This is a genomic window from Drouetiella sp. (genome assembly GCF_059504425.1).
Window position 1 is genome coordinate 60,353 of sequence record NZ_JCACIN010000004.1, and the last position, 15,425, is coordinate 75,777.

The 15,425-nt window shown below is 52.3% G+C and carries 13 protein-coding genes; 8 read left to right on the top strand and 5 right to left on the bottom strand.

The window, feature by feature from the left end:
* The first annotated feature begins 24 nt into the window (after positions 1-24).
* Entirely contained in the window at positions 25-1,647 is a 1,623-nt protein-coding gene (locus tag AC5JMP_RS01555; protein ID WP_495849659.1) for a serine/threonine-protein kinase, read from the top strand.
* 11 nt (positions 1,648-1,658) lie between these two features.
* On the opposite strand, the gene cobN is transcribed toward AC5JMP_RS01555, so the two are convergent.
* Entirely contained in the window at positions 1,659-5,435 is a 3,777-nt protein-coding gene (cobN, locus tag AC5JMP_RS01560) for a cobaltochelatase subunit CobN (RefSeq protein ID WP_495849660.1), read from the bottom strand.
* A gap of 21 nt (positions 5,436-5,456) precedes the next feature.
* On the opposite strand from cobN, the gene AC5JMP_RS01565 reads away from it, so the two are divergent.
* Entirely contained in the window at positions 5,457-6,830 is a 1,374-nt protein-coding gene (locus AC5JMP_RS01565) for a cobyrinic acid a,c-diamide synthase CobB (RefSeq protein ID WP_495849661.1), read from the top strand.
* 120 nt (positions 6,831-6,950) lie between these two features.
* On the opposite strand, the gene cofG is transcribed toward AC5JMP_RS01565, so the two are convergent.
* Together cofG and AC5JMP_RS01575 are read right to left on the bottom strand one after the other, a co-directional pair.
* Positions 6,951-7,916, bottom strand: a complete 966-nt coding sequence (gene cofG / locus AC5JMP_RS01570) for a 7,8-didemethyl-8-hydroxy-5-deazariboflavin synthase subunit CofG (protein ID WP_495849662.1) — start codon at positions 7,914-7,916, stop codon at positions 6,951-6,953.
* A gap of 102 nt (positions 7,917-8,018) precedes the next feature.
* Positions 8,019-8,354: a hypothetical protein gene (locus tag AC5JMP_RS01575; protein WP_495849663.1), complete on the bottom strand. Its 336-nt coding sequence runs from the start codon at positions 8,352-8,354 to the stop codon at positions 8,019-8,021.
* 314 nt (positions 8,355-8,668) lie between these two features.
* Between AC5JMP_RS01575 and AC5JMP_RS01580 the strand changes: the two genes are divergently transcribed.
* Together AC5JMP_RS01580 and AC5JMP_RS01585 are read left to right on the top strand one after the other, a co-directional pair.
* Positions 8,669-9,004 (top strand): hypothetical protein, encoded by a 336-nt coding sequence (locus AC5JMP_RS01580; protein ID WP_495849664.1) that lies wholly within the window; start codon positions 8,669-8,671, stop codon positions 9,002-9,004.
* A gap of 222 nt (positions 9,005-9,226) precedes the next feature.
* A complete protein-coding gene (locus tag AC5JMP_RS01585) occupies positions 9,227-9,625 on the top strand; it encodes an alr0857 family protein (protein WP_495849665.1) in 399 nt (132 codons plus the stop codon).
* 21 nt (positions 9,626-9,646) lie between these two features.
* On the opposite strand, the gene AC5JMP_RS01590 is transcribed toward AC5JMP_RS01585, so the two are convergent.
* Both AC5JMP_RS01590 and AC5JMP_RS01595 read right to left on the bottom strand, forming a co-directional pair.
* Positions 9,647-10,510 (bottom strand): ThuA domain-containing protein, encoded by an 864-nt coding sequence (locus tag AC5JMP_RS01590; protein ID WP_495849666.1) that lies wholly within the window; start codon positions 10,508-10,510, stop codon positions 9,647-9,649.
* An 84-nt stretch (positions 10,511-10,594) separates the two neighbouring features.
* Positions 10,595-11,080, bottom strand: a complete 486-nt coding sequence (locus AC5JMP_RS01595; protein WP_495849691.1) for a DUF2127 domain-containing protein — start codon at positions 11,078-11,080, stop codon at positions 10,595-10,597.
* Positions 11,081-11,438: 358 nt separating this feature from the next.
* Between AC5JMP_RS01595 and AC5JMP_RS01600 the strand changes: the two genes are divergently transcribed.
* Genes AC5JMP_RS01600 through thiD form a run of 4 tightly spaced genes read left to right on the top strand, consistent with a single transcriptional unit; the run spans position 11,439 to position 15,378 of the window.
* A complete protein-coding gene (locus AC5JMP_RS01600) occupies positions 11,439-12,800 on the top strand; it encodes an 8-oxoguanine deaminase (RefSeq protein WP_495849667.1) in 1,362 nt (453 codons plus the stop codon).
* 11 nt (positions 12,801-12,811) lie between these two features.
* Positions 12,812-13,972 (top strand): FAD-dependent urate hydroxylase HpxO, encoded by a 1,161-nt coding sequence (gene hpxO / locus AC5JMP_RS01605; RefSeq protein WP_495849668.1) that lies wholly within the window; start codon positions 12,812-12,814, stop codon positions 13,970-13,972.
* 31 nt (positions 13,973-14,003) lie between these two features.
* Positions 14,004-14,528: a 2-oxo-4-hydroxy-4-carboxy-5-ureidoimidazoline decarboxylase gene (gene uraD / locus AC5JMP_RS01610; RefSeq protein WP_495849669.1), complete on the top strand. Its 525-nt coding sequence runs from the start codon at positions 14,004-14,006 to the stop codon at positions 14,526-14,528.
* 37 nt (positions 14,529-14,565) lie between these two features.
* Positions 14,566-15,378, top strand: coding sequence for a bifunctional hydroxymethylpyrimidine kinase/phosphomethylpyrimidine kinase (gene thiD, locus AC5JMP_RS01615; RefSeq protein WP_495849670.1), 813 nt, complete (start codon positions 14,566-14,568; stop codon positions 15,376-15,378).
* The last annotated feature ends 47 nt before the right edge of the window (positions 15,379-15,425 follow it).

Consider the following 15,425-nt stretch of genomic DNA (forward strand, 5'->3'; position numbering starts at 1 on the left):
ATCGATCAAGCGAGTGATGCCCTAATGAGCTACTGCTTAAATCCAGGCTGTAAAAGCCCTGAAAACTTGACCCACACTGAGATCTGTCAATCTTGTGGCTCAAAGTTGCTGTTGCAAGGTCGCTACAGAGTTGTCCAGGGTCTGGGGCAAGGAGGGTTTGGAGCGACCTTCCTGGCGAAAGATGAGTCTCTGCCGGGGATTCCTTACTGCGTCATCAAACAGCTCCGTCCAGTCACCTCTTCGGCTCATGTCTTGCAAATGGCGCGAGACTTGTTTCAGCGAGAGGCAAAGACGCTGGGAAAGGTAGGCAATCACCCCCAAGTGCCGCGTCTGCTAGATTATTTTGAAGTTAACAAAGAGTTTTATCTGGTTCAAGAGTACATCAGCGGTTCAACCCTTCAACAAGAGGTGAAGCGATCGGGACCTTTTAGTGAGGCGGGGGTAAAGCAGTTTCTCAGCGAAGTGCTGCCAATGCTGCAATACATTCACGGGCAGCAGGTGATTCACCGAGACATTAAGCCCGCCAACCTGATTCGGCGATCGCAAGACAAAAAGCTGGTGCTGATTGACTTTGGAGCCGTCAAAGATCAGGTTGATCCGAGCCGTGCAGCCGCTTCTGACCAAACGGCGCTGACGCAATATGCGATCGGTACTCCGGGCTATGCGCCCCCAGAGCAGATGGCTATGCGCCCTGTTTATGCCAGCGATATCTATGCTTTAGGCGTGACCTGCCTCTATTTGCTGACGGCAAAATCTCCCAAAGACATGGACTACGACCCGGCAACGGGCGAAATTTTGTGGCGGCAGCAGGTTCACATTAGCGATCACTTTGCGGAAGTCTTGAAAAAAATGCTGGAAGTGTCGGTACGCCACCGTTACCAAAGCTCTAATGAGGTTTTGCGGGCGCTTGATCTGGAGCCGTACCTTGATAGCTTGGCAAGAAGCATGGTGAATCAGCCCAATCGAGGTAACGTCCGTAATAGAGGCGATCGCGCAGAGGAACTTCCTTCAATGCCCTCCTCGCCGACTGCGCGCATGGCAGCGGCAATTCGTGCCCGCGCCAATAAGTCAGAGACGACACGATTGGATTCCACAGATCTGCAAACGGGTTCCTCAAAACGACGAACCGCGCAAAGTACGCCTGCTGCAACGGCAACCCGCAACACGGGGCTTGGCTCTAGCGGCGAATCAGCTTCAAGATCAGGATCGGTGATGGCTAAGCCGAATGCAGAGGATCTGCTAGCCACTTACGCGAAAGGCAAACGGGACTTTACCTGTCATGATTTGAGTTTACTCAACTTGCCTAGAACTAACTTATCAGGAGCCAACTTTAACCAGGCTAAGCTACACAAGGTCAACCTACAAAATGCAACTCTAACCAATGCTGACTTTGGTCGCGCTAGTCTCAGTCAGGCAGTGCTTCGCAACGCCAACCTTGCCAGGGCATACCTTAGCCATGCTGATTTAGCCGGAGCCGATTTGCGCGGAGCAGACTTGAGCTATGCCTATCTCAGCAATGCCAATTTGCGCGGAGCCAATCTTTGTGGAGCCGACCTAACGGGAGCAAAAGTTTCTGACGAGCAGCTGTCTATGGCACGCACCAACTGGTCTACCATTCATCCCAGCGGCAAACGCGGTCTTTGGTAAGGTGGGCAAGCTCAAAATAAGCTGTCGCCGGGATGCTGTGATTCAATCACGCCTTCGGTTTCGTTGACGAGCGATCGCAATCTCTCCAGCATCTCTGGAGCTGCCTGTGCCCATAAGCCACGCTGATTTGCCTCCAGCAGGCGCTCTGCCATGTCGCGCAACGCCCAAGGATTGCTCTGCCGGATGAAATCCTGCACTGCCGGATCAAAGAGATAGGCTTCAGCAACGCCTGTATACATGAAGTCTTCGACGCAGTGGGTCGTGGCATCGTAGGCAAACAAATAGTCGATCGTTGCTGAGAGTTCAAATGCGCCTTTGTAGCCATGCCGCATTGCTCCCGTAATCCACTTGGGGTTAACGACTCTGGAGCGATAGACGCGGGAAATTTCTTCGCTAAGCTTGCGGACTTTGGGCTGTGCCACGCAGGAATTATCGCCAAAGTAAACTTCGGGTGCAGCACCAGAGACGGATTTGACTGCCGCCGTTAAACCACCTTGAAACTGGTAGTAATCATCGGAATCGAGCAGGTCATGTTCGCGGTTGTCCTGATTTTGCAGGACGATTTGCAGGGTGCCCAGCCGTTGAGTAAAAGCCTCTGGAGCTGATTTTCCTTCAGCATTTCCCGTGTAGGCATAGGCACTCCAATTAATGTAAGCACGCGCTAAATCGTCATCGCTCTCCCAATTTTGGGATTCAATCAGCCCTTGTAATCCAGCTCCGTAGGCGCTGGGTTTAGAGCCAAAAATGCGGTAACGCGATCGCCCCTCTGCCTGTTCCTTTGTCAGTCCTTCGGATTGCCAGCGCTGAGTCTCCTGCTGTACCTGTGCCGCTAAAGGATTCTGATCGGCTGGTTCATCTAGATTCGCAATAGCATTCACCGCGCTGTCAAATAAGTCGATCAGATTGGGAAATGCATCTCGGAAAAAGCCGGAGATCCGTAGGGTGACATCCACACGCGGACGACCCAGCAAAGACAGCGGTAGAATCTCAAAATCCACCACGCGCCGAGACACGCCATCCCAGACGGGCTGCACCCCCAACAGCGCCAATGCCTGCGCCAAATCATCGCCACCCGTTCGCATGGTGGAAGTGCCCCAGATAGAGAGTCCGAGAGTTTTGGGGTATTCGCCCTGCTCTTGGGTGTAGCGATCGACCAACACTTCAGCGGCTTTGCGTCCGATATCCCAGGCAGTTTCGGTCGGAATGGCGCGAATATCCACTGAGTAGAAATTGCGTCCGGTGGGCAAAACCTCTGGTCTGCCCCGCGTAGGCGCACCAGATGCGCCGCTTGGAATATACTCTCCGTCCAAGCCGCGCAAGAGATTGATTAGCTCTCGATCGGTCTGACGCAAAGCGGGGAGGAGGCGATCGCCTACCCATAGCAATTCTTGTCGCGTCTTATCCCCAATTGCGTTCACTCTATTGTCTTGAATGATTGCCTCAACAAGTTCTGCGGCATACTCTTCAATGACTTCAACAGCATCCCCAATAATGCGACAGGCTTGCAGTTTAGGATGCTGTGTTTGAAGCAAGTCACCCAAGCTAGCAGTAAGCGGATCAAAGTCTAGCTGCCAGTCCTGGGCAATGGCGCGAGTTAAGCCTAGCCGATCGGCATTGGGATTGCGGGCGATCGCCACCACTAAATCACGCAGCTGCCGCGCGGCAGGACATTGCCCAAAGATGTGCAATCCATCTCGAATTTGGGATTCCTTTAGCTCACACAAATAGCCGTCGGCGGCAGTCAGCACTGCGGCGATCGCTTCGTCCGATAGTTCAGTTTCAATGCCTAAATCCTTGTGAAGATTTTCCTGGCGGATGAGTTGGGTCAGGCGATCGCGGATCAATTCAACCCGTCCCGGATCGAGGGTTTGCGCCTCGTAGTATTCGTCAATTAAGCCCTCTAGCTGGTGTAAACTGCCGTAGAGTTCGGCGCGAGTCATGGGAGGCGTGAGGTGGTCAAGGATGACGGCTTGCGATCGTCGCTTTGCCTGAGAACCTTCCCCCGGATCGTTGACAATAAACGGATAGAAGTGAGGCATTGCGCCAAATACTGCCTCTGGATAGCAGTTTTCCGACAACGCCACGCTTTTTCCCGGCAGCCACTCCAAATTGCCATGTTTACCCACATGAACGATCGCATTAGCCGCAAATTGAGTATTAATCCAGTGATAGAAAGCGAGATAGAAATGGGGCGGTTCCAGATCGGGCGCGTGATAGTTAAGAGCAGGATCGCGATCGTATCCTCGTGCAGGCTGGATACCGACAAAAACATTGCCAAACTGAATTCCGGCGATCGGGAAATCATCCGTTTCTTCAGGGACTCCCCACCGAGTTTGGATACCTGTTTGCACTGCGAGGGGTAATTTCTGGAAGTGCGTCTGGTACTCATCAAGGGACAATGATTGTCTGAGCGATCGCATTCCTATGGCTTCTGGATCATTTGTCACACCCGCGATGAGCTGCTGCATCAAAGCATCGCTCGTTTCAGGAATGTCCCCAACGGTGTATCCGGCTTGCTGGAGGGTTTTGAGAATTTCGATACAGCTTGCGGGCGTATCTAAGCCTACGCCATTGGCTAATCTGCCATCTCGATTAGGATAGTTGGCAAGAATCAGCGCAATTTTGCGATCGGCAACTGGAGTTTGGCGCAGCTTCACCCATTTTGCCGCCAGATCCGCCACGAAATTGATGCGCGATCGCTCTGGTTCGTAGACCACGACATCCGTTTGCAGCTCGGAGTTCTGAGTCTGCACTGCTTTAAATGAAACCGCCCTTGTAATAATCCTGCCGTCCACCTCTGGTAGCGCCACATTCATCGCCATATCGCGAGGCGTTAAACCCTGAGAGCCTGATTCCCAAGCTGCTTTTGTGCCGCCGCTCAAAATCACCTGAAAGACGGGCAGATTCAAGGTTTCCCACAAATCAACCTGGGGCGTGTCGGTTTTGAGGCTGGCGAGGGCAAAGCTGGTGGTATTCAGCAACAGCTCCACGCCTTTGCACTCAGCTTTTTGACATTTGAGGAGCTGACATTCAGCCCTTTGGCACTTTGTACCTTGACAATAACGAATCAGCTCAGACTGCACATCTGGCTCTTTGAGCGACGACACAAAGATAGGTACGGGAGTAAGGTCACGCGCACTCAAAGCATGGCAGAGAGCATCGATCGCCATCGTATTCCCGGACAGGTAATGCGCTCGATAGAAGAGGATGCCTACGCCTGAGGCGATCGGCTGGCGGAAACTCCCATAAATTCCCACGCGCGGCACAGGCTGGGGCGGCTGATGGGCGATCGGGTGCGCCAGAAATTCGGTAGCGACAAACTTCAGCAGATTCTGATAGTTCTCTACGCCCGCCTCAATGAAATATTGCCACACCTGATTGACTCGGCTTAAAGCTGCCGTAGAGTGGCTAACCAGCGTGGGATCAGGACGCTCATCTCCCGGCAGCACGATCAGAACCGCACCCGATCGCGCGACGACTTCCTTAACCACTTCTAGCCCATAGCTCCAGTAAGACTGTCCGCCAATCAGCCGCACAATAATCACCTGAGCACTTGCCAACACCTCGTCGGCATAGGTATCGATCGTCAGCTGTTGCTGAAGTTGCAGCAAATTCACCACTCGCAATGCTGGGAAATCTGGAGGCAGGTGGGCTGCGGCTGCGGCAAGAGTCTGGATATCTGTATCGGCTGCCGTAATTACAACCATTGGGGCAGGCTGCTGCTCAACAAAAATCACGCCCTCAGCGGACGGATTCCAGCCTCCTGGTATAGTGGCAAGACGATGCATGGCGGATAGGAGTAACGGGCAATGGCTCTCATTATTGCAGGTGAACGCAGTGGCGTGGGCAAAACCACCGTCACTTTGGCACTGCTGGCAGCGTTGGGGCGATCGCCTTCTGCTTCAGTGCAGTCCTTCAAAGTTGGGCCAGATTACATCGACCCGATGTTTCACAGCTACGTTACGGGGCGAGCCTGCCGTAATCTTGATCCAGTTCTGACCTCAGAAGCTTATGTGCAGGAGTGCTTTGCGCGTCATGGCGCCCAATATGCGCTGATTGAAGGCGTAATGGGGCTATTTGACGGAGCTTCTGGCAAAGACGACACGGCAAGTACCGCTCATATTGCCCGACTGCTGAATCTGCCGATCGCCCTGATTCTCAATTGCAGCAGCACCTCCCGATCGATCGCTGCCATTGCCCACGGCTACCGCAGCTTTGATCCGCGTATTCATGTGGCGGGCGTTATTCTCAATCGGGTAGGCAGCGATCGCCACTTAGAGCTTTTAACTCAGGCACTTGAACCGCTAAATTTGCCAATCTTGGGCGTACTGCGTCGTCAGGATAACATTGCCATTCCCGATCGCCATCTTGGTCTTGTCCCCACGGCTGAGCTAAGTGATTTAGATGAAGCGATCGATCGGTTGGCGCACCTGGGCAAAACCTGCTTCGACTGGGAGAAGTTATTGCCGTTGTTAGCGTATCGTAGCGGGGGGATAGCCACAGCACCGCCTATGGCAAAGGTGCGGCTGGCGATCGCGCAAGACCAAGCCTTCAGCTTCTACTACGCCGATAATTTGGATTTGCTGCGGCAGCTTGGGGCAGAACTGGTGCCTTGGAGTCCGATGCGCGATCGCGAACTTCCCGAAAATGTGCAAGGGCTGTACCTGGGAGGGGGCTTTCCAGAGGTATTTGCCAGAGCGCTGGCGGAAAATGGGTCAGCGAGGCGATCGGTGCAACGGGCGATCGAATCGGGAATGCCAACCTACGCAGAGTGCGGCGGACTGATGTATCTTTGTGAGCAAATCGTGGACTTTGACGAAAACGCTTACCCGATGGTGGGCATTTTTCCAGCGACAGCAACGATGGGCAAGCGGCTCACCTTGGGCTACCGTCAGGCAACGGCGCTGCAAAACAGTCCTCTGGTGCAGGTGGGCGATCGCTTTTGGGGACACGAGTTTCATCGATCGAGCTTGAGTGAGAAAAGCGATCGTTCTCTATTGTCTCTTCAAGGCTATGACTCCCATCTGCAATTTCCACCCGAAGGCTGGCAGCGCCATCAAGTTCATGCTTCCTATGTGCATCTTCACTTTGGCGCACAGCCCCACCTGGCAGAGCGATTTTTGCAGCACTGCGCAGTCTGGCAGCGCAACCTAGAAGCAGGGCTTGCTCTACGCAATTCCTAAAGCCTGGAGCTTTAATTTTTGACCTTGCTGATTTCATGTATGGCAACCGCCTTGGCGGCAGCTATATGATTTTTTTGAAAGGGGCGCGGAGCGCCCCTTTCAAAAAAATTCATACCCAGATTAAGCAATGCCTAATTTTTTTCGCCAATGCTGAACGGATTGCTGAAGCGAGGACGGCAGCCAAGAATCGTACTGTGGATAAATAGGCAGACGAGGATGGAGGTGCCAACCCGATCGCGTTAAGGTCGCCGCAAGCTTTTGATCCTGTGGGTGGGGATAGTCAGGATTCACCTCATCTTTGGGACTAATGCCCCCCAAGTCACTCGCACCTGCTTCGAGACAGGCGAAAAGCTCTTCGGAGGTTGGAATCAGATTCGGGGGAATCTGTAGGGCGATGCTGTGGGGCAAAATTTGACGAGCGATCGTCACCACTTCCACAAGCTGCTTGATCTGAAAAGCCTGTCCAGTTTGCGTCTGGTGAGTTCCGGGACTGTGGGGCTGAAGGATGACTTCTTGAATGTGGCGGTGCTGCTGATGGAGATGGGCGATCGCCTCCAGCGTATCCACCCAGTCTTGCCGAGTCTCACCAAGACCTAGGAGCAGCCCTGTAGTGAAAGGAATTTGCAGTTCGCCAGCCCACTGAAGCTGCTGAAGCCTCACTTCCGGGATTTTGCTGGGCGCATGGCGATGAACGGTCTGCAATAGCTTGGGCGTGAGCTGCTCTAGCATCAATCCCATTGAAACATTCACCGTTTTGAGCTGCGCCATTTCGTCATAGCTCAAGATCCCCACATTGGTGTGGGGCAGGAATCCCAGAGCGATCGCCATCTGGCAAAGCTCAAAGATGCGCTGAAACCAGGTCGATCGCTGAGGATGGCTGGGGTGAACCTCGCCGCTCAAAATCAGGATTTCAATAACGCCCTGCGGTTGCAGCGATCGCAATATACTCTCTGCCCTCTCCAAAGTCATCCATTCATCCTGTCCCGGATCGGTGCGGAAATTGCAGTAAGTGCAGCGATTGAAGCACTCGTAGGTAGGAACAAGCGTATAGGCAGGACTATAGGTAATGACCGAAGGAGTAGACATGAGGAGCGCGCATAGCTTAGGAGCCAATACAAAATGTTGATCGACCTAACAAGTTGACAGGGCGACAGGCAAAAAGCAGCGGTGCCCATCGCCCCATTGCTGCTAATTCTTTAAGCTGCCGACACTGAGGGGAACCATGTCGCCATTGCTGGTTAATCCTAATAACATCTGCTCTTGGGGACGAATCATTGCGCCTGTGAGCGTGCAGCGCTCTTCTCGTTGGGCGATCGCCTCAATGCTGGCACGAATGTCGCTCCGGGAAAACAAAGGCTGATAGTCTCCAGATTTTTGCTGCACATAGTTCCACAATATATCGCGGATCAAAGCCTGATAGCCCTGATTGCCTGACAAATCCTTCAGCTTCTCTTTCAGTTCGCGCTCTAGGCGAATGCTGGTGACTTCCATGTCCGTGGTGGCGGTGCGATTAATTGCGTACATTACAAAATCCTCCGAAGGTTTACCGTTACAAGGTTTAAGTGAGATCTGAGTGGTGAGGTCTTGGGCAAGAGTAGGGATAGGCTGTGGGAGCCTATTCAACTGATTAGGCAGTTTGGTAACCAGCTTACTAAACAGCTCATTGAACACAGCTTATTGAACATAGCCTAACCAAAACTCACTCAAAGACTAGACACTCATATTACAAGTGTAGTATCTTAATTGTCAGATGCAAGTTTTACGCTTCTCGAAATCAGCAAACTTGAACTTGGCGCAACCTTAGCGAACAGACTCAGCCCCATGCGTTGGACGTGACGATGCAGAACCTACTCTTCAGATGTTTATGGCTCCGCCACGCAATTCTCGGCGGGCTGGCTCATAGCGAATTCGGCAAGCTCAGTCCTCAAGCCGTTGCAGACCAGGGCGCTATTGCAGAATGGAGTACAGGACTGGGCGATCGCGCCACAATTCTGCCTGTTCGGAAGTTTGTCGTCCAGGGAAGCGTACTGCCGTTGCTCGCAAGTTTTGATCAATGGGTACAGGGGATTTATCTGCCCAGTGTCGGCGATGCAGTCGCTGGATACCAGTTAGACGGAGATCACCCAAAGCAGTTTAGCGGGAGGTACAGGTTAGAAATAGCTGTACCGATTTAGGATTTAGAAAACCTCATTGAGTTTTCTAACCCCCGCTTCAACTCTACGAAAGCGGGGGTTCAGCCTGTTTTTAGACCTGAGCTTAGACCCGTGTTTAACCCTGTTGACCGAGAAAAGGCAAGACTTCCCATTGCGTAAAATCGGCAATTGCACTTGATCTTTATACTAAGCGCCCTCGCTTAGGCATCCAAAACCGAAGCATCACCACCGGAGTTTTTCAGCATGCTGAAAGTTACTTTCATGGAAACAGGTTCGCTCTTGGAGCCGTTGACTCAATCCCCAGAGGAGTGGATTGGAGTGCGCGTGCTGCTGGCGATGAGAACGGCGCAACGGCTCATCGTTGAGTCTAGTACAGCAACCCTATTGCTGCGATCGGATCTAGCCAATCTTTTCTTACTTGAGGAGCTAACCCATCAAGAAACGGAAGGGGCGATCGCCCTTTGCCGTTGCGATGCCGATTATGTAGAAGTTAGTCTACGAGGCACCTGGATCACGTCTGACGTCACAAATCTGGCCGAGGCAGAAGGCGTCTTTGTGACGCTGCTCACTCCTGATCTGGAGTCACTGTTAGTGGAGCTGTGGCAGATCTCGCAGGTCTGCCCTTCTTCGCTCTGGAGATAAAGGAGATTCAGTAAGAGCCTATCATTCCTCTAATCGTCCGACCGCCCACAGGATGCCTCGTCCCAGCATATCTAAGTACACCGGATCTTGAAAAGTTTCAGCTGAATGACCATAGGTTGTGCCGAAAACTCTAGCTGACCCAAATTGATTCACCCAGGCGATCGGATAGGTTTGACCATTGACTTTGCTGACTGAAGTGGCGATCGCTTGGGCAGTTGGCCACAGTTTATTAATCACATATAGCTCATCGGGAGGCGTTGTCCACTGATCGGGCATACTCTGCAATATGGGATGCTTAACTATTTTTTGCACCGAATTTTGGTCTTTAGGGTCATGGCTGCAACTCGTGACACCCAGAAACTGCCGCCAGTCATCAATTTCTGCGGTGCAGTAGGTGTGCGCAGCACAATGAATGACAACTGCTGGGACACCCGCTTTGTGAACATTGGTGATCTTGCGAATGTACTCTGGGTCTTGAGTATTGGCAAAGCAGGTGTTGTATACCACGACATCGTAGCCTACTGCCCAGTTAGGGTTATCGTAGAGTGAAATTCGAGCTTGCTTTGCCGTTCCACCTGCATTCACCACATCCCATTCTACAGAGGCAAATTTTTTGACCGCCTCTGGCAATGCCTGCATCTGAAATGAGTAGTCATGACAGCAGCCCCCTGTAACCAGGAGCGCCCGAATCAGGTCGTTCTCTGAAAAGGCTTCATTTTGCTTAGCAGGGAGCGAGGCAGCCGGGTCTGTAGAACTTAATGAAGTTAAAGCAGATGGCGTCACCTGAATCACTGAGTGATTGAATTCTGAGTTGAGTTTTGTGAAAACTCCCAGAAGCAGGAAACCTAAGCAGGAAATAATCGAGATCCGGAGGAAAAATCTCATGGCTAATCGGGCTGATAATTCAGACCCATGGTAGGCGGATCATCAGGTAATCTCCCCGTCTTTTTGTGTCTAGGCTACACAAATTCACAGAGAATTCATATCTGTTTCCTTGCGCTTATTTCTTATGTTGATTTCTGTCAGTACACGCTGAAAGAAATATACAAACACGATCGTGTTAATCATAAAGATGGCGAGCTTGAGCGGTGAAATACCGCGTGACAGTTCAACGATTTCTAAAGGAATGCCAATGCCCGTCAGCCCCAGAACCAAAAATTCTGCCCAGACCTTTTCGTACCACAGTCCCACTGCCTCGATCGCCGTGATGCCCGCATAGACGCCGACCGTAATGCCGCTAAATTTCAATGTTCTAGGCTCAATCTTCAGCACCCGATCTAGGACTCGATCAATAATTGCCGCCTTGCCTTCCAACACATAAGAAGCCGAGAATGCCGCTAATGCCTGATGATTCTTAAGCGCCAAAAGTAAAGCGATCGATGTGATGATGAGCAGCAAAGCCACACAAGCTTTGTACGCCACAATAGCAATGAGTCCAGCCGGACGTTTCTTCACAGTATCGGTTGACCTCACGGTATTCTCCTGCCCTCTGATTAAGCCTGCTTCAATTTTTGCAGTTTCACCATAGTGATGCAAAGCATTAGCCAAAGCAACCCCACATCTTGGCTTCAAGGAATGGGCTTCGAGGAATGGGCTTCGAGGAATGCGCTTCGAGGAATGCGCTTCAGGGAAGCAGCGCTTTCAAATGAGGAGAAATCAGGTGAGAGCTGCCACAATCCACAGAAGCATATGGAATTTTAGGTGAAAAGTTCTCTATGGTCTTCTGGCGGAGAGTTTCAACGTTATTCTAATGGCAGCATTATGAGAGTTAAGTGACTCATTCCTGAGGGGAAATTCTACAGGCTGCATTAAGATGGCGACTTTACTGGTCAAAAATATTCATACCCTAGTTACGATGGATGCTGGCAGACGAGAAATTCGTGGAGCTGCCATCCTGGTTCGAGACAACGTGATTGAGCAGATTGGCACTACCGCAGAGCTGCCTCCCACGGCAGATGAAGTGCTAGATTTGGGCGATCGCCACATTGTTCTCCCTGGCTTGATCAACACGCACCATCATTTTTTCCAAACGCTAACGCGGGCGGTTCCGGCAGCGCAGAATTGCGATTTGTTCGACTGGCTGTATGCGCACTACCCGTTTTGGTCAAAGCTGACACCCGAAGGGGTCTATGTTAGTTCCCAAATGGCGGCGGCGGAGCTAATGCTGTCGGGTTGCACAACGGCTAGCGACCATCTTTATCTCTACGTCAACGGCTGTCGATTGGATGATGAGATTGAGGCGATCGCGGCGATCGGTCTGCGGTTTCACGCTAGTCGAGGCAGCATGAGCCTAGGGGTAAGCCTAGGAGGACTGCCACCCGACGCGCTGGTGGAAAAAGAGGTCGATATTCTCAAAGACTCTCAGCGATTAATTGAGCAATATCACGACAATTCTCGCCATGCCATGCTGCGGATTACGCTTGCCCCCTGCTCACCCTTTACCGTCTCGCAGGATCTGATGCGAGAATCGGCAGCGATGGCACGTTCCTATGCAGGAGTACGGCTGCATACACATTTGGCAGAAAATCAGTCTGATGTCACCTACAGCCTAGAGAACTTTGGCATGACTCCGGGTGACTATGCCGAATCGGTCGGCTGGCTGGGTGAGGATGTCTGGCATGCCCATTGCGTGCAGCTCAGCGATGACTCAATCTTGAAGTTTGGCAGGACGGGAACGGGAGTCGCCCACTGTCCTTGTAGCAATATGCGGCTGGCAAGCGGCATCGCGCCGATTCGGAAGATGCTAGATCAGGGCGTGCCCGTAGGGTTGGGTGTGGATGGCTCAGCATCCAATGATGGTAGCAATCTGCTTCAGGAAGCCCGAACGGCTTTTTTGCTGGCGCGTGTGCGAGACTGCGATGCGGCTAGCATGACGGCGCGGCAGATTTTGGAAGTGGCAACTCTGGGGGGCGCTAGAGTTCTGGGTCGAGAAGATGTCGGCTATCTGGCTCCTGGGATGTCGGCAGATTTCATTGCGGTGAATATCGATCGCCCTCAGTTGGCAGGGGCACATCATGACCTGGTAGCAGCCCTGATTTTTTGCTATGTCGATGCTGTTGACTACAGTTTTATCAACGGTAGAAAGGTGGTGGATCGAGGGCATCTAACGACGATCGATCTCCCTGCCCTCATTGAGAAACATAATCGGCTGGCAGCTCAGTTAACAAAAGCATAGAGGTAGAGATAATGAATCACTTAAAAGCCATTATTATTGGCGCGGGTATGGGTGGGCTGGCGACCGGGATTGCGCTACGGCAGAGCGGTTATGAAGTAGAAATCTACGATCGCGTCAGTGAATTGCGTCCGGCTGGAGCCGCTATTTCCCTCTGGTCGAATGGAGTCAAAGTCCTCAATCGCCTGGGTTTAGGTAAAGAGATTGCCAGCATCGGCGGACAGATGGATCGCATGGCATACTATAGCAGCACTGGGGAACCGCTCACGGATTTTAGCCTGTCACCCCTGATTGAGCAGGTGGGGCAACGTCCCTATCCAGTAGCGCGAACGGAGCTACAGGGAATGTTGCTAGAGGCTCTAGGGGTAGACCGGGTGCAGCTTAACTCAAAATGTGTGGCGATCGAGCAGGATGCCGACAGCGCCACCGCCGTTTTTGAGGATGGACGCAGAGCAACAGGCGATCTCATTATTGGAGCAGATGGCACCCATTCCGTCATCCGTCAGTATGTATTGGGGTATGCGGTCGAGCGGCAGTACGTCGGCTATGTCAACTGGAATGGACTCGTCCCCGCTAGCGAAGATCTGGCTCCCAAAGACAGTTGGGTCATCTACGTAGGCGATCACAAACGCGTGTCTTTGATGCCCATTGCAAACGATCGCTTCTATTTCTTTTTTGACGTGCCATTACCCAAAGGCACCCCCAAGCCAGAAAACTATCAGACGGAACTCAGCGGATTTTTTGAGGGCTGGGCTGACCCCGTACAGACTCTCATTCAGCGCCTCGATCCGCTAAAGACAAATCGCGTCGAAATTCATGACGTTGAGGCGCTCCCAGCCTGGACAAAGGGTCGCGTGACGCTGTTGGGGGATGCTGGACACAGCACCGCTCCTGATCTGGGACAGGGCGGATGTCAGGCAATGGAGGATGCCTGGGTGCTGGCGAACTCGCTGGTGACCAATAATATTAGCGTTGAGGATTCCTTAAAACGCTATGAGATGATTCGCAAAGATCGGGCGGCGGATGTCGTGAACAAAGCTCGAAAGCGATCGGATGTGACCCATGGCAAAGATCCAGAAAAAACTCAGCAGTGGTATGCCGATCTCAAAAAAGAAGATGGTACTGACATCATGAATGCTATCTGTAAAACGATTTTGGCAGGGCCGCTGAATTGAGGATCTCCTGAAGAAAACTTAGCTTGCGATCATGGCTTACTCAATTTTTGAACTGAATCAGATGAGTCAGGATACCTTCACGGGTGTCTTAGGCGCAATTTTTGAAGATACGCCCACGATCGCCCATCAAGTCTGGCGCGATCGCCCCTTCGCGGATCTCTCTGACCTGCATCAAAGAATGGTGCAGATCGTTCAGCAAATGAGTCCAGCAGCCCAGCTTGCTTTAATCACAGCCCACCCCGATCTGGGCAGCAAAGCCAAGATGGCAGAAGCTTCTGTGAAAGAGCAAGCTGGGGCGGGGTTGAATCAGCTCACGTCTGAAGAATACAATCGCATTCAGGCTCTGAATCAGGCGTACAAAGATAAGTTTGGCTTTCCCTTTATCACCACCGTCAGAACTCAGACCAAAGCCAGTATCTTTGCAGCCTTCGATCGCCGATTGCAAAATACTGTCGAAGCTGAAACTCAGCAAGCCTTGGCAGAAATTGCCCAGATTGCGCGGCTGCGATTACTGGATTTGTTGGAGAATGAAGAGGCATCAACTTCCGCTCCTTGATAAATTGTGACTTGATAAACTCGCGACTTGATAAATCATGTCCAGCCTCATCTCTATTCCGGTTGCTCTGACGATCGCGGGTTCTGACAGCGGCGGCGGAGCCGGAATTCAGGCAGACCTGCGCACGTTTGCCTTTCATCAAGTGCATGGCACCTGCGCCATTACCTGCGTCACGGCTCAAAATACCCTGGGCGTGACGCGAGTAGATGCGCTGCCATCCGAATCTGTGACGGCGCAGATTATGGCTGTGGCAGAAGATATCGGCATTCAGGCGGCAAAAACCGGAATGCTGCTGAACCAGGCAATCATCGCCACCGTTGCCGAACAGATGGAGGCGATCGCCCTCTCTTCACTCGTTGTCGATCCGGTGATGGTGTCTCGAACGGGGGCACAGCTAATTGATGATGCCGCCATTGCCACCTTGCGCGATCGCCTCATTCCTCTAGCTGCCGTGCTGACACCCAACCGCTATGAAGCCCAAATTCTCAGCGGCATGGAAATCAACACTCAGCAAGACATGCAGGCAGCCGCACAAAAAATTCTGACGCTGGGTTCAAAGGCGGTGCTGGTCAAAGGGGGCGGCATGGCGGCAGATCTGCGCGGCGTGGACATCTGGTTTGATGGCGATCGCATGGAGGTCTTACATACCGAAACCATTGACACGACCGACACTCACGGCACGGGCTGCACGCTATCGGCTGCGATCGCGGCAAATTTAGCGATCGGGCAGGAGCCGTTTGAGGCGGTGAAAAACGCCAAGGATTATGTGACGATGGCACTGCGGTATGCCCTACGAATTGGCAAGGGTCAGGGACCTGTAGGGCACTTTTTCCCGCTGTTGCAGAAGTGATTAGGGACTACGATCGTTAGCGCTGTCAACCTTTTCATAGCAACCGC